Genomic DNA, 19,411 nt, shown 5'->3' with positions numbered 1-19,411 from the left:
AATGCTCAAACGTCAGTTGTCGCTATGTTTTGGTTTTTGATAGCGCAAAATCGGCTTGCGCGCTGCGGTCGTTTCATCAAGTCGCTTCACAACGGTCGTATGCGGCGCTTCTTGAACGATTTCCGGATTTTCCTCCGCCTCTTTGGCAATTTGGATCATGGCGTCAATAAACGCGTCAAGCGTCTCTTTCGACTCCGTCTCCGTCGGCTCAATCATCATGCACTCTTCGACGATGAGCGGGAAGTAAATCGTCGGCGGATGGAAGCCGAAATCAAGCAGCCGTTTGGCGATGTCGAGCGTTCTGACGCCGAGTTTCTTTTGCCGGCGTCCCGACAGGACGAACTCGTGCTTGCAATGGCGGTCGTACGGCAAATCGTAATAGTCGGCAAGCCTCCGCATCATATAGTTGGCGTTTAACACGGCGTACTCGCTCACCGCTTTTAAGCCGTCCGGCCCCATCGAGCGGATGTACGTGTACGCCCGGACGTTGATGCCGAAATTGCCGTAAAACGGCTTGACGCGGCCGATCGACTGCGGGCGGTCGTCATCGAGATAATAGCCGTTTTCTCCTTTTTCGATGACCGGCTTCGGCAAAAACGGAACGAGGTCGGCTTTCACCCCGACCGGGCCTGAGCCTGGGCCTCCGCCGCCGTGCGGGCCGGTGAACGTTTTATGCAAGTTCAAATGAACGACGTCAAAGCCCATGTCCCCCGGGCGCGCCTTGCCAAGAATGGCGTTTAAATTCGCCCCGTCATAATACAGCTTGCCGCCGGCTGCGTGGACGATTTCAGCCACTTCGACGATCTGCTCTTCAAACAGCCCGAGCGTATTCGGATTCGTGAGCATAAGCGCCGCTGTATCCGGACCGACGACGCGCTTTAAGTCCTCTAAATCAACAAGTCCATCGGCGGTCGATTTGACCGTCACCGTCTCAAAACCGGCGACCGTTGCCGACGCCGGGTTCGTCCCGTGCGCTGAATCCGGGACGATCACTTTCGTCCGGTTGAAGTCGCCGTTTGCTTCATGGTAAGCGCGGATCATCATCAGCCCGGTCCACTCGCCGTGGGCGCCGGCCGCCGGCTGCAAGGTGACCGCATCCATGCCCGTGATTTCTTTTAAATGCTCTTGCAAGTCGTACATCAACTCAAGAGCCCCTTGCACCGTTTTCTCTGGCTGAAGCGGATGAATGTGGGCAAACCCGGCGAGGCGGGCGACGTTTTCATTGATTTTCGGATTGTATTTCATCGTGCACGACCCGAGCGGGTAAAAACCGGAATCGACGCCGTGGTTTCGTTTCGAGAGCGCCGTATAATGGCGCATTAAGTCAAGCTCCGACACTTCCGGGAGCTCCGGCTCTTCAGTGCGAAGATAATCGGCCGGCACGAGCTCGCTGACATCGACAGCCGGCACGTCAAGCGCTGGCAGGCTGTAGGCGATGCGCCCCGGCTTGCTTCGTTCGAAAATAAGCGGTTGATCGTTATGCATGGCCATCCCCCAATTCATTGACAAACCGATCGATTTCTTCTTTTGTCCGCAGTTCGGTGACAGCAACAAGCATATGACCGGCAAGCTCCGGATAGTCAGCCCCAAGGTCATAGCCGCCGATGATTCCTTTTTCGAGCAGGCGATCGTTCACATCAGAAACCGGCCGTCCAAGCCGGATGACGAACTCGTTGAAAAACGGGCCGGCAAACGGCGACGACAGTCCGCGCTTTTCAAGTTCCACCTTCGCATAATGCGCTTTTTGAATATTCATCGCCGCCATTTCTTTCACGCCCCGCTTGCCAAGCGCCGACAGCGCAACGGAAGCGGCCAAGGCGTTTAACGCTTGATTGGAGCAAATGTTGGATGTCGCCTTATCGCGGCGGATGTGCTGTTCGCGCGCTTGAAGCGTCAAGACAAACCCGCGGCGCCCGTCCTCATCGGTCGTCTGCCCGACAAGACGGCCTGGAATTTTGCGCATGAGCGGCGCTTTGACAGCGAAATAGCCGCAATGCGGGCCGCCAAATTGCGTCGGGATGCCAAATGGCTGCATGTCGCCGACCACAATGTCGGCGCCAAACGCTCCGGGTGGAGTCAACACACCAAGCGCCAATGGGTTGCTGGCGACGACAAACAAACTTTTCTTTTCATGCGCAAGCGGCGCGATCGCTTTCAGCGGCTCGATTTGACCAAAAAAGTTCGGGTATTGGACGACAACGCACGCCACATCATCCCCCATTTCCGCTTCAAGCGCCTTAAGATCGGTGATGCCGCCGTCATACGGAATTTCTTTCACTTCGAGCTTCTGTCCTTTGGCGTACGTGCGCACGACTTCCCGATATTGCGGATGAACGGCGGTCGAGATGAGCACTTTCTTCCGCTTCGTATGCGCGGCGCTAAGAAGCACCGCTTCGGCAAGCGCCGTGCCGCCGTCGTACATCGACGAGTTGGCGACATCCATGCCGGTCAACTCGCACACCATTGTTTGAAACTCAAAAATCGCCTGCAGCTCGCCTTGGGAAATTTCCGGTTGATACGGCGTATAGGCCGTATAAAATTCAGAGCGCGACAGGACATGGTCGACGACAGCCGGAATATAATGGTCGTACACCCCGGCTCCTAAAAAGGAAACGTATTGTTTTACGCTGGCGTTTTTTTCCGCTAAGGCCGCAAGCTCTTTCCACAGCTCTGGCTCGGATTTGGCCGGTTTCACCTTCAGCTCGCCGCGGAAGCGGACTTGTTCTGGAATATCGGCAAACAAGTCGTCAATCGAGGCGACGCCGATCGTCTTCAGCATCTCCTGTTTGTCTTCTTCCGTCATCGGCAAATAACGATGGAGCACTGCGTTTTTCCCCTTTCCTTGTCGCTTTGGAATCGTCACTTGGCCCGCCTGTAAAACGGAATCGGCACGATGTTCGCTTTCAGCCGCTTGCCGCGGATGTCCACCTCCACCTCCCGGCCGATGGCAGCCACATCCGCTTTCACCAAGGCCAAGCCGATGTTTTTCTTCAGCGTCGGCGACTGCGTGCCGGTCGTGACGAACCCGACCTCTTCGCCGTCGGCAAATACAAGGTATCCGTGGCGCGGAATGCCTCTGTCGATCATTTCAATGCCGACGAGCCGGCGCGGCGGCCCTTCCTCTTTTTGCCGTTTCAATACAGCTTGGCCGATAAACGGCGTCTCTTTTTCCGTTTTGACGGCAAAACCAAGCCCGGCTTCAACTGGTGAAATCGAGTCGGACAGCTCTTGACCGTAAAGCGGCAGGCATGCTTCAAAGCGGAGCGTATCGCGCGCCCCCAGTCCGCATGGGAGAACGCTGTCACGAGCTCCGGCCGCTAGGATCGCCTCCCATAGCGCGGCGGCGTCTTCCGCTTTACAATATAGCTCAAACCCGTCTTCCCCCGTATAGCCGGTGCGCGAAACGAGCGCCTTCACGCCCGAGACTTCGACGCCGTCGGCGAATGAAAACGGGCGCAGCGCCGCCAAATCAAAATCCGTCAATCGCTGCAAGACGCGCTCCGCTGCCGGCCCTTGCAAGGCAAGCTGAGCCGTTTCGGACGATACATCTTGAAGCTCGACGTCGCCCTCAACATGCCCGCTTAGCCAAGCGAAGTCTTTTTCCGTATTCGCTGCGTTGACGACCAGCAAGTAGTCATTCTCTCCTTTTTGATAGATGAGCAAATCATCGACTGTGCCGCCGTCCTCATAGCACATGAGCGTATATTGCGCCCGGCCGGGCCGCAGTTTGGCGACGTCATTGGTCATGAGCTTTTGCAAAAACGCGAGGCTCCCACGGCCGCGGACGACAATTTCCCCCATATGGGAGACGTCAAACAGCCCGGCGCGCGTTCTTACAGCCTCATGTTCTTCCTTGATGCTGGAAAACTGCACCGGCATTTCCCAGCCGCCAAATTCAATCGTTTTGGCGCCGCAACGGGCGTACACCGAGAATAGGGGCGTGCGCTTTAGCATCTGATTCCCTCCTTTGATCCACGTCACACAAAAAAGGACAGACTTCCCCTATCAACAAGTAAGGGGGCTCTGTCCTGGCACCTGAAAGTTTCCCGCCGGCCCGTTTGGCGCGTCCGTTCGCGGTCCATGGGGCCGATCGGTTTCCTCTTGGGTGGCCTGCGTGAACGCAGGCGCTCTCCAGAGCTGCGTCAAGCAAGAGTCTTTTTGCCTGAGAGATTCGCGTTTCCGCTTGCTCCTTCGGCGCTACATTCCGTAGTCTCTCCCCTTGCCGTCATCCGCCCATCAATAAATTGTTTCCATATCGGGCATACTAACAAACACCCTGATCAACGAGTCATGAGAATGTTCTAAATTTATACTACCATCAATCACAGTCAAAGGGCAATAGGAAATAATCGAACTTTCATGGCAATTAGTCATAATAATGTTCTTTTTTTATTCAACATACCACATGCAATCTATATAAACATTCGCAACAAGGGAAGGGGATCGCCATGAACATTGACCTTGAAATGGATGAAACATGGAAGGAGGAATTTTTGGCACGCATCGAAAAAGACGGTCCGTGGGCGAGCTGGGAAATGTACGAACTGGCTCTTGAGGCCGCCCATCATTTAAGCGTCCCAGAATTTAATGGCTTGCAGGCGCCCAAACACCTGCCCCACTTGACGATCCTTCCGCACCAGCTTGAAGTGGCGCGCCGCGTCGTCGAGGAGATGAACGGCAAAGCCATTTTGGCGGATGAAGTCGGGCTTGGAAAAACGATCGAGGCCGGGCTCGTCTTAAAAGAATATATGATTCGCGGCCTTGTGAAAAAAGCGCTGATTCTCGTTCCCGCCTCCCTTGTTTCGCAATGGGTGAGAGAGTTGAACGAAAAATTTTTCATCCCGGCCGTCCAGCAGAAAAAGAGCTACGTCTGGGAGCAGTGCGATATCGTCGTTTCCTCGATCGACACGGCGAAAAAACCGCCGCACCGTGACATCATCTACGGGCAGTCGTACGACATGATCATCATCGACGAGGCGCACAAACTGAAAAATAACAAAACGAAAAACTACGAGTTTGTGCAAAATTTAAAAAAGAAGTTTTGTTTGCTCCTGACAGCGACGCCGATCCAAAACCGGATCGAAGAAATTTTCAACCTCGTCTCGCTGTTGAAACCCGGCCATTTAGGCAGCTCGGAACAGTTTGCCAAAACGTACGGAAAAACGCGGGCCGTACAGACGAACGACCATTTAAAAGCGCTCGTCAACAAAGTGATGATCCGCAACCGCCGCGCCGATACGCCGATCGAATGGGCGAAGCGCCACGTTGAACCGGTGCTGATCGAGTTTACGAATGAGGAGCGGGAACTGTATGAAGCGGTCAAGGCGCTCCGCCGCGAATCGTTCGCCGGCTCGTTTTCGCTCATCACGCTTCTTCGTGAGGCGTGCAGCAGCCGCGAGGCGCTGTTTCTCACGATCAAAAACATGATCGATAAATGCAGCGGAGCGGTTCCGGAGCCGCTTGAACGCGTATTGGAAAAAATCAACGCCGTCACGACGAACTCAAAGGCGGAAAAAGCGCTCGAGCTTATCCGTTCCATTCATGACAAAGTCATTATTTTCACGGAATACCGGGCGACGCAGCTTTACTTGCAATGGTTTTTAAAGCAGCACGGCATCTCGTCCGTTCCGTTTCGCGGCGGCTTCCGGCGCGGCAAAAAAGACTGGATGCAGGAACTGTTTAAACACCACGCCCAAGTGTTCATCGCCACCGAGGCGGGCGGCGAGGGCATCAACTTGCAGTTTTGCCGCTATGTCATCAACTACGACTTGCCGTGGAACCCGATGCGCCTTGAGCAGCGAATCGGCCGCGTCCACCGGCTCGGGCAGACGGATGACGTCTACATTTATAACTTCGCTGTCAAACAGACGGTCGAAGAACATATTTTAACGCTTCTGTACGAAAAAATCCGCCTGTTCGAACGAGTCGTCGGCGAGCTGGACGACATTTTGGCGAAAATGAACCTCGCCAACCTGGAGCGCTACTTCGAAGACGCCTTCGTTCATTCACGAAGCGAAGGGGAGATGAAAATCAAAATGGAAAACATCGTCGCGATGATCGAGCTGGCGGAGCAGCTTGGAAAGGAAGGAGGAGAGCGGCATGCAGCAACATGAAATCCGCCGCTTTGTCGAACGCTATTTTGCGGCCAACGGCTGCACGTTTGTGGAAGCAAGCGACGACTACCTCACCGTGCAGCTGACGGCAGAAATGGACAAAGAACTGATGAATCGGCCGTTTTACTGGCATTATATTGAACGGACAGGCGGCGTGCCGCAGCCGATGCGACTGACGCTCATCACCCGCGCGAGCGAGCGGACGGACAAACTCAAAGGCGAGCGCCTCCATTTCGGCGCTCCCCGGCTGCACCAGCTGTTCCGCTCAGCGCAAAAACGCGGCAGCTTCATCCGCCTGTATGAGGAGCCAAGCGCGCCTTTGGACGGCAACGCCGCCCTCCATCCATGGCTCGGCATGAACGTCACGATTTCGTACGAATGCGACCGAAAAAAAGATGAAATCGTCTCCCTTGGCCTTCATCTCATTAGCGGAACGATCGTCGAGTCGTTTCATGAGCGGATGCGCGAGCGACGGCTGACGCCGAAAATCCCTGATTACTGTTTCACCATCTCCCCGCTCATTAAACCGAGAAGCGGCATCGGCCGTCTCGAGCAATACATACGCAGCCGCATCGCCGCCGACAACCATGCGTGGGCGGATGAGGCGCGCCGACGCTGGGCCGACGATTTGGCGTTGCTTGATGAATTTTACAAAGACTGCGAAGAAAAGCCGGAGTGCTATTATATTGAGAAGGAAGCGTTGGAAAAGCAGTACAAGCCGCGCATCACCGTTTCCGTCATCAACGGCGGACTGTTTTATTTGCTGCCCCGCTCATCGTGAATCAACCCCGGGATGGGTCCATCCGGCTCACAGCGCTCAAACCGACGAACTCCCTTCCGTCGGCACGAAAACCGCCCGCCGGCCTAGGCCAGCGGGCGGCTGCTACGGGCGGCGCCGAAACAGCAAGCGAAGCGAAAGCGGCACCATGCCAAACAAGCGGTATGAAAGCGGAAGCTGCTCTTGTTTCCGCACCTGACGCCGCTGCCTCCGCTCCTCTTTCGGCAAGTCCATGTAGGCGACAAATTGTTGGGTGACAAACTTGACATAATCGTTGACCGCCATCAAATCCCCCCCTTTTTTCTTTTAGTTTTTCCGCTTCTTTCCTCTTTTAACCGTTTTGCTCGCTCCATTCGACAATATGAAGCGCCGGAAGCGTGACAGTAAACATGACAGCGCGCCTCAGTCCAGAGGCTGAACGGATGGACAAAGAAACCCGAACGTGCGCTGCATCTTCCCGCACCCACCGGTAGACGGCCCTTCCGCGCGGATAGGTCCATTCCCCAGCCTCTTCCGCGGTCGACGGATCGGCTGATGCGATGCGTTCTTTTACGTCAAACACGGCCATCTGCACAAGCTCGTCCGCCTCGGCTGCCTGCCGGGCCGCATAAGCCGCCTGTCGTTCCGCTTCATAGAGGAGCAAGACATGCGTGACAGAAAAGACAAGCAACAAAGAAACGACAGCCACAATCGGAAAAATGACACCATCTTGTCGACCCATTTCCCCTTCCCTCGTTTTTCCAGTCTAAAAGGGGGAAGCGGCGGTCAAGGGGGTCTCACCGTACAAGCCGCCCGCTAAAACGCCCGCGCCACAAACGCCTCGTAAACGGTGCCGTCATCAGCCGTCACTTGCAAAAATATCCCGCGGGTGCCGGCGCGGTACGAAACAGCGCGCACATGACGGAGCGCCGTTTCATTGCCAGCGCCGTCCACCTGGCGGATCAGTTGGGCTCTTGACGCAACAACAGAAAAACTGACCGTCTCACCGCTCCATTTTTGCAAATAGAGGACATGGCCCCCAGTCGACCACTGCCTCGTTTCATTCAGCTCGATTTGCAGCTGTTGCAAAAACAGCCGCCATTCCAATCGGGAAAACGCGTCCGTCGGCTCCGGAGCCAGCAAGCGGACGGACAACAACGCCGGAACGACCGCCGCCACCGCCATCGCAGCCGCCAGCGCCAACAGCGCTTCGATCATCGTAAACCCGTTTTCTTTTGCCGCTACCGCTTGCCATACCCGCACCGCTCCATCTCGCGGCCGACGTAATCGTTCCAACGCACGCATACTTTCCACATTCGTCCCCCTTCATCGCTCGCTTGCAGCCGAAATACTGTACGCCCGTCGGCGATCATGGTTTCTCCGGCAAGCGGCTCCTCATACAACGCGATGGCCAACAGCCGGCGCGCTTTCTCCTCGAGAATGAAGCTGTTGCGCTCATGCGCCATTTGCATCAACAGTGGAAGAAGAACGGCCGCTGTCGTCCATAGCAGCGCCAAAGCGAACAATGCTTCAACAAGCAAAAATCCGCCGCTACATTTTTTGCACATAAAATCGCCCTTTCCCCAGCAAAAAGGTGACTTTATAAGTTATTTGGCCACCCCCTATCCAAATAGTTCCAGCCCGTTCAATGTTGCCGTTGTCAGTAAAGATGAGCGGATTGCGCAGCGTGCCGAGCCGAAACCGCCACGGAGAAGGGAGCGAACGAGCGACAATCTGCCGGCCGCTCGTTGCATCAATCGCCTTGTACCCAGCGCCGCCGTCTGTAAAAAAAACCGCTACATTCACCCGCCGGGCGATGGCATGCTGCTGCGCGCCATACAAATCCGCGCGCAGCACAGCCAGCATATACATCTCCTCTTGATGGCGCACAGCGCCGCCAAGCGTCGGAACAGCCAGCGCGGCAAGCACCAGCACCACCGAGAAAACGATCAGCATCTCAAGCAGCGTAAACCCGCCGTTACGAGCCACTTTCACTCACATCGCCGTTCGCGCTGATTTGGATCGCATGACCGTTCGGACATTTGTCCGACTTGATATAGCGGCCAGCGAGCAATTCCTGCACCGTCGGAATTTTGTTATGCTCCATCTCATACGCTTTCACCTGCGCTTGCACGGTGTTCAAAAACGCCTCGCATCCTTTCGAATTGATCATGCTGTTGTGCTTTGTCATATTCGGAATGGCAATCAGCAGCAGGACAGAAATCACCATCATAACGATCAACATTTCGATCAATGTGAATCCTTTTTGATTCATTGTCACTCCTCCTCGCATACGAAATTTCAGAAAGAGCGCTTAGCGAATGGCCGGTTCAGTTCGATCCGTTCCTTGACCATCGAGTCTGTTCATTGATTGGGCCTTGGGAGGAGGGGCGCGTCCCTCTCTCAAGGAGCCAACATATCAAGATTGAGCATCTTGTTCCTACAGAGCCGTCCCATCCTTGTTAAACGGAAGTTATTTACAGTTCATTCAACATAGAAAACATCGGCAACAAAATCGCCAAATACATGCCGACGACAAACGAGCCAACCACCGCCAACAAAAGCGGCTGCATGCATTTTAAGACCGACTCGATTCGTTGTTCCATCACCTGCAGCAAAAACTCGCTGTAATGTTCAAGTTCTTTGCCAAGCTCGCCGTTCGACTGGCCGTGGCGGATGACAAGCGCCAGCTCTTGTTCGTAATAGCGGGCGGCGCCGATTAATCTGTCAAGCGCCATCCCTTTCATCAACCCGTGGCGAAGGCGCCGGCCTTCCATTTGCAAAAATGGCCAGGACGACGGCTCGCTGAACACGCCGAGCGCATCATAAACCGACAACCCGGCCTGCAGCAAGCGCCCGAGCTGTCGGGCAGTCAGGCAGGTGAGGAACAGTCTCAGAAACGAAGCAAGCCCTGGAATTCGCAAGGCGAATTGAAGTTTTCGGGAGACCGGCCAGCGGCGGAAATAAGCGGTGTAAAACAGCCCGGAGAACACCGCCAAGACGGCGATGGCCGCCATCGCCATAGGGGCATGGGCGACCACCGCAAGCAGCCAAGCGGTGTGCCCGCGTTGTGGAGAAAACGCCGCCGCCGCCCGTTCAAACTGCGGCAGCAGCCACCATTCCATCAAGACGAGCATGATGATGAGCAAAGAAAGAAGGAACAGCGGATAGCGGCTGAAGCGGTGAAGCTGCTCGTGGAAGCGCGCTTTTTGCGCCAGCGCTTCCCCTGTCTCTGCCATGCCGCGCGGTAAATCGCCATGCCGTTCGGCAAAAAAGAGAAGGTTAACCGCCATGCGGTCGACCGACAGCGCTTCGACAGCCGCAAACAGCGGCAGCCCGGCGCGCAGCTGCTGCAGACAGCGTTCCACTTCCATCCGGCGGTGTGTGGGAGCCTGAATGGCCAAAAACTCAAGCGCTTGCCCAAGGGGGTAACCGCGCTCGAGCAACCGGCCGAGCCGAGTGAAAAACAACGCCTGTTCAGCGAGCGGCCACATTTTGCGTTTCATCTTTCTCCCCCTCCGACGAGCTCAAGCATGCGAACGGGCAGGTAGCCGAGCGCAATCCCCTTGCGGATCAAGCGCGCCAGCGTCATATAAGAGCGCTTTGGCTTCCCTCTCCCATTGGAGAGGGAACGAATCACGTCCTCCAGCGCTGAACCGCAAAGCAACTCATAAACAGCCGTGCGCCGGCGTCGTCCAAGACGGCCGCACGATGGATGGCAATCGTCGCCGCACAGCGGGCAGCAAAGCTCGACAAGCCGCTGGGCAGAGACGGCAAGCAGCGTCTCGGCCAAATCGCCGAGCGGAATGCCGAATTCATGCAGCCGGTAGACGGCGCCGACTGCATCGGCGGCGTGCATCGTCGAGACGACCAAATGGCCGCTCAACGCTGAACGGATGGCAATGGCCGCCGTATCATGATCGCGGATCTCGCCGACCATCAACACATCCGGGTCATGGCGCAGCGCCGCTTTTAACCCGGCGGCGTATGTGATGCCTGCTTTTTCATTGATTTGCACTTGCAACAATCGTTCGTTCTGTTTTTCGATCGGATCTTCAAGCGTGATGATGTTGCGTTGCCTTTCAGCTTGGCAAAGATCAAGAAGGGTGTAGAGGGTCGTCGTTTTTCCCGACCCCGTCGGGCCGGTCAACAGCACAAGCCCTTGCGGATGCTGCATGAAGGAAAATAATCGTGCGGTGGAGCGGAAGAATAAAGATAGTTCGCGAAGCGGCAGCGAGAAGCGCTGCGGCAGAAGCCGAATGACGAGGCTTTCATCGTAGAGCGTCGGCAATGTCGATAAACGCAAATACACCGTTTCCCCAAACTCAGCCACTTCCATGGCGCCGCTTTGCGGACGGCGTCGTTCCCCGATGTCCATGCCGGCTAAAAATTTAAAGTGGGCGATGAGACGTTCCGCCGTTTCCTTCGAAAGCACGCCAACGTCGACAAGCATGCCATCAAGCCGAAGACGAACAGCGGCATCGCGGCGGCGCGGAACGAGGTGAAGATCCGAGGCGCGGCGCTGCACCGCTTCGGCGAGAAGGCGGTTTGCCGTTTGTTCGATCTCGTTCAGCACATATTCCCTCCTTTCGACAGACTGCTTTGTATTTCGACGAGCATGAGTCGTTATCCTGCTTTTGGCGCAGCTTTTTTGTGAAATTTTTTTGAATGTCAGTCCACTCACTGCCAATAGTGACAAAAATCATTCCTCGCTTTGGACGATTTCATTATAATAACCATATCAATGATTCATTTAGGAGGGAAACCAATGGAACAAACGCTGAAAATCACAAGCGTATTGTCTGACCCGACAAGATTTCATATTTATGAATATATGGCAAAAGTGCATCGCGAAGTTTCTGTTCAAGAAATCGCAGAAAAATTTCATATCCATCCAAACGTTGCCCGCTTGCATTTAACGAAGCTTGAAGACGTTCGCATGGTCGTATCGGATACGCAAAAAACGGGAAAAGGCGGGCGGCCGAGCCGGCTGTACCGCCTGTCCGACGAAGTGATCGGGCTGTATTTTCCGTTCCGCGATTATCAACTCCTCGCCCGCATCGCCATTCAAACGATGGCCAAACTCGGTCCCATTGGAAGCGAGGCGTTGCGTGAAACAGGAAAGCGGTTCGGCCGTGAGCTCATCGCCAGCCGTTTGCCGCATAACGGCACAGCGAGCGCGCTCACCATGGCGGACAAAATCGCCATAATGGAAGAGGCGGCCGAAGCGGCTGGATTTTTGCCGCAATTGCACTATGATGAAGAAAAAGGAGTGCTATACCTCGATATTTTCAACTGCCCGTTCAAAGAAATCGCCGCGCAAGCACCTGATACCGTCTGCGGCATGCACCACGCTTTTTTGGAGGGAATGGTCGAGACGCTGTTTGCCGGTGCTGAAGTAACGGAAACGGAAAATATGATGGAAGGCAGCCACCGCTGCGCCTACCGCACCATCATCCGTCCGTGACAGCGTCCCTCCTTCCTTCTTTTTTGTCTGAAGCAAGCAACGGCCGGCATTGGCATCATTTCTTACCACTTGTCCGAAAGCGTTATTTACATTCCCAATCATTGTACATTATAATAAGTAAGGACCAATGGTTTGCACAAACAAAGGAGGGATACATAATGGACCGCATGTTCCGCGTGCTCGCCTTTTGGACCGGCATTTTTGCTGTCATGTTTTACCTTGGCCATATGCATACGACGTCGCTCATCTTCTTTGGCCAAACCGTATTTTTCCTGTTCCTCGGCTTTTTAAAGCTGACCGAGAGAATGTACATTTACATTTTCGGGGCATATTTGACGATTTTCTTCGCAGCATTTACGTATTGGACGACTTTTATGATGGTGCCCGGCATGGGTGAATAAAAAACAGGCAGAACCTCCTGCCTGTTTTTTTGCCGCTTTGACCGGAACCCCTTTTCTCCATTGCAGATAGGCGAAGGAAGCCGTTAATCGGCCGGCAAAAACTCGGGCGCTGGCCAAAAGTCTCGCGCGGGGAGACTCATTCCTTTCTGCAAAATAAGCACGTCAAAAAAGCGGCTGACGCCATCGTCGGCGATCAGCGCGCGGATCATTCGATTTTGGCGGCTTGCCGGCGAAAAGAAATCGCCGCCTTCTGAAACGTTCCATTCATGCAAAAGGCCGGCCGCGAGCAAAAACCGATCTTGGCGAACGAACGCCACTTCCTCCCACCCAGCCTGACGGGCGTACAAGCGAAGCGCATCCCATTGTACATGGCTCGTCAAGTCCATCTCCCCCGGATGGCGAAGCGGGTCGGCAACAAGCTGATGGCGGAAATATCCGCGCAAGCTTCCATGCCGCCGTGCCGGGGCGCGCAACTGTTCGTCCGTATAGCCATAGTCGACCGTCACCATCACCGCCTGATGAAACAGCGGCCCAACCTCGAGCCAAAACGCCTTCATCGCGAGAGGCACCTCAAGCCTTTGCCCTTCAGCAAGATCCAATCCGCGCTCATGTAAATAGCGGACAATAGCGGGACGGCAAAGCGGCGCCTTTTCTTCAACGAGCCGGCCATCGCGGGCGGCGACAAAACATTCGTGCAAAACGCCGCCTTCCTTTACAATGACGTGAACGGGAAACGCATCAAAAAATTCGTTGCTAAACACAATGCCGGAAAACGGCCCACGCTCGGCCAGCCAGCGAGAGACATCGTCATATTGCTCCACCTTCTCGGCTGCGGGTTGAAGCGTTTCGCGCTGGCGCCGGCGGTGGAACGGGCTTTGGTCGATGATCGTATACGACAAGCGGTCGTATGTATGTGGACTTTTTTTCTTCCATTCTTCCAATACCGAAAGCGCCAATCTTCCGTCTCCGCCCCCCACTCGCAAACAGCGGGCGGCAGGCCGCTCTGTTCCACCATCCGAACCCAAAGCGAAGCAAGCGCTTTGCCAAACACCGGCGCGAATGAGCTGTTCGTAAAAAAATCGCCTTCCTTGCCGATTTTCGCCCGCTCTCGCATATAGTAGCCGAATCGTTCGTCGTAAAGAACCATCTGCATGTAATCGGCGTACGACACCCGCCCACCCGGCGCTGCGGCAATCTGTTCATACAATCGACCCATCACCATTTCTCTACCCCGTCTTCATCATCATTCCGAAAGAAGCTCCCGCCTCAAGCAAAGTGAAGTGGGAGTCGTTCACTTTTTTACTGTTGACATAGTGAAAATAATCATATATTGTTATAGTAGCAGCTTAACTATATCCCCTCCCATTATTGTGGATAGAACATCCCCCAAAAACCCTTCTTGGCGCGGCTAAGAAGGGTTTTTTTGTGTGTTCCGGCGCCAGGAGGCCTTCCGTTGCGCTTTTCCTTGCCCAAAGGAGCCGCCTGCGTTTGCCCGAGGGAATTGCTTGTGTGAAGCCGACGTAGACGGCTTTTTTCTTACGAAAACCCATGCAAAAACGGATTTGTATCCATCTCCGCGGCGATCGTCGTCTCTGGCCCATGGCCTGAAAGAACGATCGTTTCCTCCGGCAGCGTAAGCAGTTCGTCATGAATGCTTTTCAACAGCTGCTGATGGTTGCCGCCTGGCAAATCCGTGCGTCCGATGCTGCCGGCAAACAGCGCATCGCCGGAAAACACAATATTGGCTTGTTTGCAATAATACGAGACGCTGCCCGGGGAATGACCCGGCGTTTCGCGGACATCCAACGCAAACGGACCAATGTTCAGCACCGTCGGTCCTTTCAGGCATGTCGGTTCGCAGCGGACAGCGACCGGACCGCCGAAATAAAGCGAGCCATTCAATGCCGGATCTTGCAGCCATTGTTTTTCCTTTTCGTGCACATACACTGGAATGTCCCAGCGGGCAAGCACGTCCGGGATGCCGCCAATATGGTCAAAATGCGCATGCGTCAGCAAAATCGCCAACGGGGTCAGCCCTTTTTCCTCGATCCGGCGGACGAGCGCCGCGCCTTCCGCGCCGGGGTCAACGATCAGGCATTGTCGATCTGCAGACGACAACAAGTAAGCGTTGGCCTGAATCGGGCCGACAGGGATGCGCGTCCATTCCATGGCCATCTCCTCCTTTCCTTGACATGTCCAATATTTAACTTTATTTTACTGCTTTTTTTCAAGCGATGGAAGAGAAAAGAGAAAGGGACCTCGACAAATGGAGGAAAAAAAGATTACAATGAAAAAGAATGGACACGTTTGTACATACTGTTTCATGAGGGGGTAAAACGATGGGTACGGTCATTATTTTTGCACTTGTGACGTTGCTTGCCCTTTATGGAATGCTCCGTACATTGCGCGAGAAAAACGTGCTCGGATTTTTGTTTGGACTTGCCACTACCGCCGTATTCGGCTGGTTTACCATCATGACCATTTTACATCATGGCATTCCAACCGGCACGCACTGAAAACGCAAGAGGCGAATCATGCCTCTTGCGTTTTTTTATGCCATTTTGAGCGCTGCTAAAAACAGGCCGAGGCTGTCGCGGTATATTCGCGCAAACTGCGAGAGCGGCAATGGATTGACACCCTCGCCGAGCTCCACCGTGTAACCGCGCCGTCTCCACGTTTGAATGAACCAATCGCGGTAGCCGGCATGGCTGTCAATGTAGCGAACAGCCTGGTAGCCGCTTGCTTCAGCCATCGCCTGAACCGTTGCCTTCGCCTCCGGCGGCTCGAACCCTTCATATCCCCAATAAATTTCCTTGCCTTGTGTATGAAACGCGACGACCATCGCAAAATCGCCCGACTCGGCGAGCTCCGCCATCGCTTTCGCCTCCGGCTCCGTAAGTGGGGCGAATCCTGGAAAATCACGCGGTGCCGGCGCTTTCGGCGGTTTGCGGGCCTGTTCTATTTCCCAGTTAGCTGGGAATTGATTGTTTAAATCAACGCCGCGGATGTTCGCTTTCCATTGCGAAAAGTCGAGCGATCCACCGTTGATGCAGACGACTTCGCTCCGATGCGGCTCTTCTTCCGGCGGGCCGTTCAGCACAAGGTTGACGCCGTCGGGATTGACCATCGGCACAACGGAAAGAGTCACTTTACGGTAATAATCAAGCACCCGATGGCCAGCAAGCTCGTCATCGTTAACCAACGCCCTCGCGTACTCGTCGATGAGCGCCATGATTACGGCCGTCGTGATCCACTCATTCGCGTGGAATGATCCGTTCATATGCACGCGCACCGGCCCGCGGCCGATTTGCAGTTCAACGAGCGGCAAGCCGAGAACGCTATGGCCGATCGTCCGCTGGCGCACAAACGGATAGCGACAGACGAGGGCGGTGATATCCTCCATCAAAGCGGCAAAATCGTACGGACGGACGCTGCGGACGACCGGGGACGAAATCCGCTTCGGCAGCGGCGCTGTTCCGTTGATGACCGCCATCGCCCCCGGCAGCCGCCGCAGCACCTCCGTCGGCAGCGATAGGCGGTCAGCGAGCGCTTCCCACGTATCGATCGGCGCGTATCCCGGGATGGCAACGGTCTGCCCAGGGCGCAATCCCTCTTCCACATGCGGATTCGAATCGATGATCAGTTCAGTCGGCACCGAAAACCATCGTCCATATGTTTCAAACGTATCGCCGGGCCATGCTTGAAGGTGCATGCGCCGTCTCCCCTTCCCATTTCTTTACCTTAACATATGTCGGCAGACGGCAAAAAATGAGCGCCTGGCAGGCGGCAGTGCACGAATGTTCGCAAACATCTCCTTCTTTAAAGTTCGTTCCAATCTCATATCATCCAACAATAAGAAAAGGCGCCCCAACCTTTTTGGGACACCTTTCGTTGTTTACGCGCCGACAAGCTCTTTCGCCAGCCAGGCGGCGCCGATGACGCCGGCATCGTTGCCAAGCGTCGCTAAAACGAGCTTCGCCCCAGCGGCGACGCGCGGGAACGCGAAGCGGCGGAAATGGGCGGCCACGCGCTCGACAAGCATGTCACCCGCCTTGGACACGCCGCCGCCGATCACGATTTTCTCCGGGTTCGTCACATTGGCGGCATTCGCCAACGCCCAACCAAGATAGTACGTTGCTTCATCGACCACTTCCAATGCCAGCGCATCGCCCGCTTTGGCGGCGTCAAACACCGCTTTGGCCGTCACATCCCCGTTGCGAAGCTCACTCGGACGCTCATCTGCGGTCAATTTCTCCTTGGCGATCCGCACGATGCCGGTGGCGGACGCAATCGTTTCCAAACATCCGGTTTTGCCGCAGTTGCAACGGGCGCCGCCATCAGGGATCATCGTCATATGTCCGATCTCTCCGCCGGCGCCGTTTATGCCGCGCACAATGGCTCCGTTGGCAATCACACCGCCGCCAACGCCGGTGCCAAGCGTCACAAACAACAAATGGCGCGCTCCTCCCCCTGCTCCTTTCCACATTTCGCCAAGCGCGGCGAGATTGGCGTCATTATCGACCGAAACGGGCAGCCCCGTCGCCTCTTCCAGCCGTTGCTTCAATGGATAATTCGTCCACCCTATATTGACCGTCTCATACAACATGCCGGTTTCCTCTTCGACCGGTCCGGGGGCGCCGATGCCGGCGGCAAGCAGCCTCTCTTTCGCTCCGCCGAGCTGGGCGAGCGTCTTTTCAAGCGATCGGGCAATGTCAGCGACGATATGCTCACCGCGATTGGCGGTGTTCGTCGGAATTTCCCATTTGTGCACGATGTCACCCTCGGTGGTGACAAACGCCATTTTGATTGTCGTGCCCCCGAGGTCAATGCCTACCAACCATGGTTCCATTGCATCCTCATCCTTTTTTCATCCGTTTTTCCCGCTCCATTTGCGCTTCCTGCCGCAAAATAAACAAAGCGGCTTGCAGCTGTTTCGCATCGATCAGCTGGGACTGGTACAGCTCTTTCACTTCCTCTTCCATCAGCTCCAGATCAGCGAGCCGGTCGCCCACGTAAATGATCGTGCCAAACCGTTTCAACAGCTGCTGAACATCGTATACCGTCTTCATCATCATTCATGCTCCTTTTTTCCTCTTTTAATGTAGCGGCAAACGGCCGCGGCCGTCAAGACAAAAAACGCAGGCGCTAAAAATCAGCACCTGCGTCAGCGGTCAGGGTCGCGCGGGTGAAGAATCGCCGGCCGCCGGTTTTTGAGCGGCATCGGCGACCGGATGAGCACGTCGCGCATCGCTCGGTAGGAGAACGGGATGAACGGCCATAAGTACGGAACGCCAAATGACGTCATCCGCGCCAAGGCAAGAATCCAAACGGTGATGCCGATGACATAACCGTACAGGCCGAACAGGCCCGACAAAATGAGCAAGGCAATGCGGACGAGCCGGTTCGCCAAGCTCATTTCATAGCTGGGCGTCGCAAACGTACCGATGGCCGTAACGGAAAAATACAAAATCACTTCATTGGAAAAGAGTCCAACTTCCACCGCGATGCCGCCGATCATAAGCGCGGCGACGAGGCCGAGCGCGGTCGCCAGCGAAGACGGTGTATGAATGGCGGCCATTCGCAGCATATCCATCCCGATTTCAATCATCAAAATTTGTGCAAACAGCGGAATGTCTCCCAATTTGGCCTTTCCCAAAAACTGGAGTGGATCCGGCAACAGTTCCGGCTCGATCATGAGCAAATACCAAAGCGGCAGTAAAAACAACGACGCCCAAACGGCCAGAAAGCGGACGAGCCGCAAATACGCCCCGACGATCGGCTTATTCCGGTACTCTTCAGCGTGCTGCAAATGATGCCAAAACGTTGCCGGGGTAATAATGACACTTGGCGATCCATCGACGATCACAAGCACATGGCCTTCATACAAATGGGCCGCTGCCGTATCAGGGCGTTCCGTATAGCGGACAACCGGGTACGGATTCCAATGCCGTCCGGAAATAAACTCTTCCACCGTTTTCTCAGCCATAACCAGCCCGTCTGTGTCAATGGCGGTAATCGATTCCCGAACGCGGCGAACGAGTTCTGGGTCGGCTATTTCCTCGATATAGCAAATGCAAATATCGGTCTTCGAGCGCCGCGCCACCTGCACGTACTCCATGCGCAAGGAAGGGTCGCGGACGCGGCGGCGGATGAGCGCGGTGTTAAAGACGATCGTCTCGACAAAACCGTCGCGCGCCCCGCGTACGACCCGTTCCGTATCCGGCTCTTGCGGCCCGCGCACCGGATACGTGCGGGCGTCAATCAAAATGATCCGCTCAACGCCGTCAACGACTAATGCCGTCGGCCCAGCAAGCACCATCGCGACCGCTTCTTCCAAGTCGTCTGTCTGTCCGATCTCGACGTACGGAAGATATTTTTTCAGGAGCTTCTCAAGCGGGTGAACGTCCAGTTCGTGTTCCTCAAGTCGGGACAAATATCTCATCAAATAATGCAAAATATCGTCTTTGACAAATCCGTCAATCATAAACAACGCCATCGCCCGGCCGCCATATTCGACGTCAAGGCGAATGACATCGAAGCTCTTCCCGACTCCAAGCCGTTCGGCTAAATAGGATGCATTGTCATGAAGGCGACGGGACGCCAGGCGTTTGGGCATCTGTTTCTCCATCGTCATCCCCCTGCATCGTTTGCACTGTATACTCCCCATCATAGA

General features: G+C 55.1%; 21 protein-coding genes, 1 pseudogene and 1 riboswitch. Of the genes and pseudogenes, 5 read left to right on the top strand and 17 right to left on the bottom strand.

Features of this window, described 5'->3' with window-relative positions; genetic code table 11:
- Positions 1-12 precede the first annotated feature (12 nt).
- Genes gcvPB through gcvT form a run of 3 tightly spaced genes read right to left on the bottom strand, consistent with a single transcriptional unit; the run spans position 13 to position 3,954 of the window.
- Positions 13-1,485 carry an aminomethyl-transferring glycine dehydrogenase subunit GcvPB gene (gene gcvPB / locus ACVX3G_RS08270; RefSeq protein WP_025038885.1) on the bottom strand — a complete coding sequence of 491 codons (1,473 nt, stop codon included), beginning with the start codon at positions 1,483-1,485 and terminating at the stop codon, positions 13-15.
- Positions 1,478-2,824 (bottom strand): aminomethyl-transferring glycine dehydrogenase subunit GcvPA, encoded by a 1,347-nt coding sequence (gene gcvPA, locus ACVX3G_RS08265; RefSeq protein WP_011231906.1) that lies wholly within the window; start codon positions 2,822-2,824, stop codon positions 1,478-1,480. The genes gcvPB and gcvPA overlap by 8 nt, the downstream gene beginning before the upstream one ends.
- A gap of 35 nt (positions 2,825-2,859) precedes the next feature.
- Positions 2,860-3,954, bottom strand: coding sequence for a glycine cleavage system aminomethyltransferase GcvT (gene gcvT, locus ACVX3G_RS08260; protein ID WP_011231907.1), 1,095 nt, complete (start codon positions 3,952-3,954; stop codon positions 2,860-2,862).
- A 186-nt stretch (positions 3,955-4,140) separates the two neighbouring features.
- Positions 4,141-4,229: riboswitch (glycine riboswitch) on the bottom strand.
- Positions 4,230-4,448: 219 nt separating this feature from the next.
- On the opposite strand from gcvT, the gene ACVX3G_RS08255 reads away from it, so the two are divergent.
- Together ACVX3G_RS08255 and ACVX3G_RS08250 are read left to right on the top strand one after the other, a co-directional pair.
- A complete protein-coding gene (locus tag ACVX3G_RS08255) occupies positions 4,449-6,113 on the top strand; it encodes a DEAD/DEAH box helicase (RefSeq protein WP_014196337.1) in 1,665 nt (554 codons plus the stop codon).
- Positions 6,100-6,894: a YqhG family protein gene (locus ACVX3G_RS08250; protein WP_011231909.1), complete on the top strand. Its 795-nt coding sequence runs from the start codon at positions 6,100-6,102 to the stop codon at positions 6,892-6,894. The genes ACVX3G_RS08255 and ACVX3G_RS08250 overlap by 14 nt, the downstream gene beginning before the upstream one ends.
- A gap of 102 nt (positions 6,895-6,996) precedes the next feature.
- On the opposite strand, the gene ACVX3G_RS08245 is transcribed toward ACVX3G_RS08250, so the two are convergent.
- The 8 genes from ACVX3G_RS08245 to comGA all read right to left on the bottom strand — a co-directional run bounded on the left by ACVX3G_RS08245 (position 6,997) and on the right by comGA (position 11,446).
- Positions 6,997-7,176, bottom strand: a complete 180-nt coding sequence (locus ACVX3G_RS08245) for a YqzE family protein (protein ID WP_011231910.1) — start codon at positions 7,174-7,176, stop codon at positions 6,997-6,999.
- A gap of 46 nt (positions 7,177-7,222) precedes the next feature.
- Positions 7,223-7,612 carry a competence type IV pilus minor pilin ComGG gene (gene comGG / locus ACVX3G_RS08240; RefSeq protein ID WP_014196338.1) on the bottom strand — a complete coding sequence of 130 codons (390 nt, stop codon included), beginning with the start codon at positions 7,610-7,612 and terminating at the stop codon, positions 7,223-7,225.
- A 74-nt stretch (positions 7,613-7,686) separates the two neighbouring features.
- A complete protein-coding gene (gene comGF / locus ACVX3G_RS08235; protein WP_014196339.1) occupies positions 7,687-8,133 on the bottom strand; it encodes a competence type IV pilus minor pilin ComGF in 447 nt (148 codons plus the stop codon).
- Positions 8,112-8,438 carry a type II secretion system protein gene (locus tag ACVX3G_RS08230; RefSeq protein ID WP_011231913.1) on the bottom strand — a complete coding sequence of 109 codons (327 nt, stop codon included), beginning with the start codon at positions 8,436-8,438 and terminating at the stop codon, positions 8,112-8,114. Before ACVX3G_RS08230 ends, comGF begins: the two co-directional genes overlap by 22 nt.
- On the bottom strand, positions 8,422-8,859 hold the full coding sequence (gene comGD / locus ACVX3G_RS08225; protein WP_011231914.1) for a competence type IV pilus minor pilin ComGD: 438 nt from the start codon (positions 8,857-8,859) through the stop codon (positions 8,422-8,424). Before comGD ends, ACVX3G_RS08230 begins: the two co-directional genes overlap by 17 nt.
- The gene (gene comGC / locus ACVX3G_RS08220) at positions 8,849-9,145 is read right to left on the bottom strand and encodes a competence type IV pilus major pilin ComGC (RefSeq protein WP_011231915.1); all 297 of its coding nucleotides are present in this window, start codon (positions 9,143-9,145) and stop codon (positions 8,849-8,851) included. Before comGC ends, comGD begins: the two co-directional genes overlap by 11 nt.
- Before the next feature lie 202 nt (positions 9,146-9,347).
- Positions 9,348-10,376 carry a competence type IV pilus assembly protein ComGB gene (gene comGB / locus ACVX3G_RS08215; RefSeq protein ID WP_014196341.1) on the bottom strand — a complete coding sequence of 343 codons (1,029 nt, stop codon included), beginning with the start codon at positions 10,374-10,376 and terminating at the stop codon, positions 9,348-9,350.
- Entirely contained in the window at positions 10,373-11,446 is a 1,074-nt protein-coding gene (gene comGA, locus ACVX3G_RS08210; RefSeq protein WP_011231917.1) for a competence type IV pilus ATPase ComGA, read from the bottom strand. The genes comGB and comGA overlap by 4 nt, the downstream gene beginning before the upstream one ends.
- A 192-nt stretch (positions 11,447-11,638) precedes the next feature.
- Here comGA and ACVX3G_RS08205 point away from each other — a divergent pair, with 192 nt between their 5' ends.
- Entirely contained in the window at positions 11,639-12,337 is a 699-nt protein-coding gene (locus ACVX3G_RS08205; RefSeq protein WP_011231918.1) for a helix-turn-helix transcriptional regulator, read from the top strand.
- Positions 12,338-12,495: 158 nt separating this feature from the next.
- The gene (locus ACVX3G_RS08200; RefSeq protein ID WP_008879854.1) at positions 12,496-12,738 is read left to right on the top strand and encodes a DUF2626 family protein; all 243 of its coding nucleotides are present in this window, start codon (positions 12,496-12,498) and stop codon (positions 12,736-12,738) included.
- Positions 12,739-12,821: 83 nt separating this feature from the next.
- On the opposite strand, the pseudogene ACVX3G_RS08195 reads toward ACVX3G_RS08200, so the two are convergent.
- Together ACVX3G_RS08195 and ACVX3G_RS08190 are read right to left on the bottom strand one after the other, a co-directional pair.
- Positions 12,822-13,954, bottom strand: a pseudogene (locus ACVX3G_RS08195) (class I SAM-dependent methyltransferase).
- 320 nt (positions 13,955-14,274) lie between these two features.
- Complete coding sequence (locus tag ACVX3G_RS08190; RefSeq protein WP_014196343.1) at positions 14,275-14,907, bottom strand: MBL fold metallo-hydrolase; 633 nt, start codon at positions 14,905-14,907, stop codon at positions 14,275-14,277.
- Between the two features lie 170 nt (positions 14,908-15,077).
- Here ACVX3G_RS08190 and ACVX3G_RS08185 point away from each other — a divergent pair, with 170 nt between their 5' ends.
- Entirely contained in the window at positions 15,078-15,254 is a 177-nt protein-coding gene (locus tag ACVX3G_RS08185) for a DUF2759 domain-containing protein (RefSeq protein ID WP_011231921.1), read from the top strand.
- A gap of 35 nt (positions 15,255-15,289) precedes the next feature.
- Here the strand turns inward: ACVX3G_RS08185 and ACVX3G_RS08180 are convergent, their stop codons facing one another.
- From ACVX3G_RS08180 to ACVX3G_RS08165, 4 genes are all read right to left on the bottom strand, one after another.
- Entirely contained in the window at positions 15,290-16,450 is a 1,161-nt protein-coding gene (locus tag ACVX3G_RS08180) for a M14 family metallopeptidase (protein WP_011231922.1), read from the bottom strand.
- Between the two features lie 183 nt (positions 16,451-16,633).
- Positions 16,634-17,587 (bottom strand): ROK family glucokinase, encoded by a 954-nt coding sequence (locus tag ACVX3G_RS08175; RefSeq protein WP_011231923.1) that lies wholly within the window; start codon positions 17,585-17,587, stop codon positions 16,634-16,636.
- A gap of 7 nt (positions 17,588-17,594) precedes the next feature.
- Positions 17,595-17,807: a YqgQ family protein gene (locus ACVX3G_RS08170; RefSeq protein ID WP_011231924.1), complete on the bottom strand. Its 213-nt coding sequence runs from the start codon at positions 17,805-17,807 to the stop codon at positions 17,595-17,597.
- A gap of 95 nt (positions 17,808-17,902) precedes the next feature.
- Positions 17,903-19,366 carry a spore germination protein gene (locus tag ACVX3G_RS08165; protein ID WP_011231925.1) on the bottom strand — a complete coding sequence of 488 codons (1,464 nt, stop codon included), beginning with the start codon at positions 19,364-19,366 and terminating at the stop codon, positions 17,903-17,905.
- Positions 19,367-19,411: the final 45 nt, after the last annotated feature.

This window comes from Geobacillus sp. PLS 41 (assembly GCF_056494105.1).
This window is presented reverse-complemented; position numbering and strand designations above follow the sequence as displayed.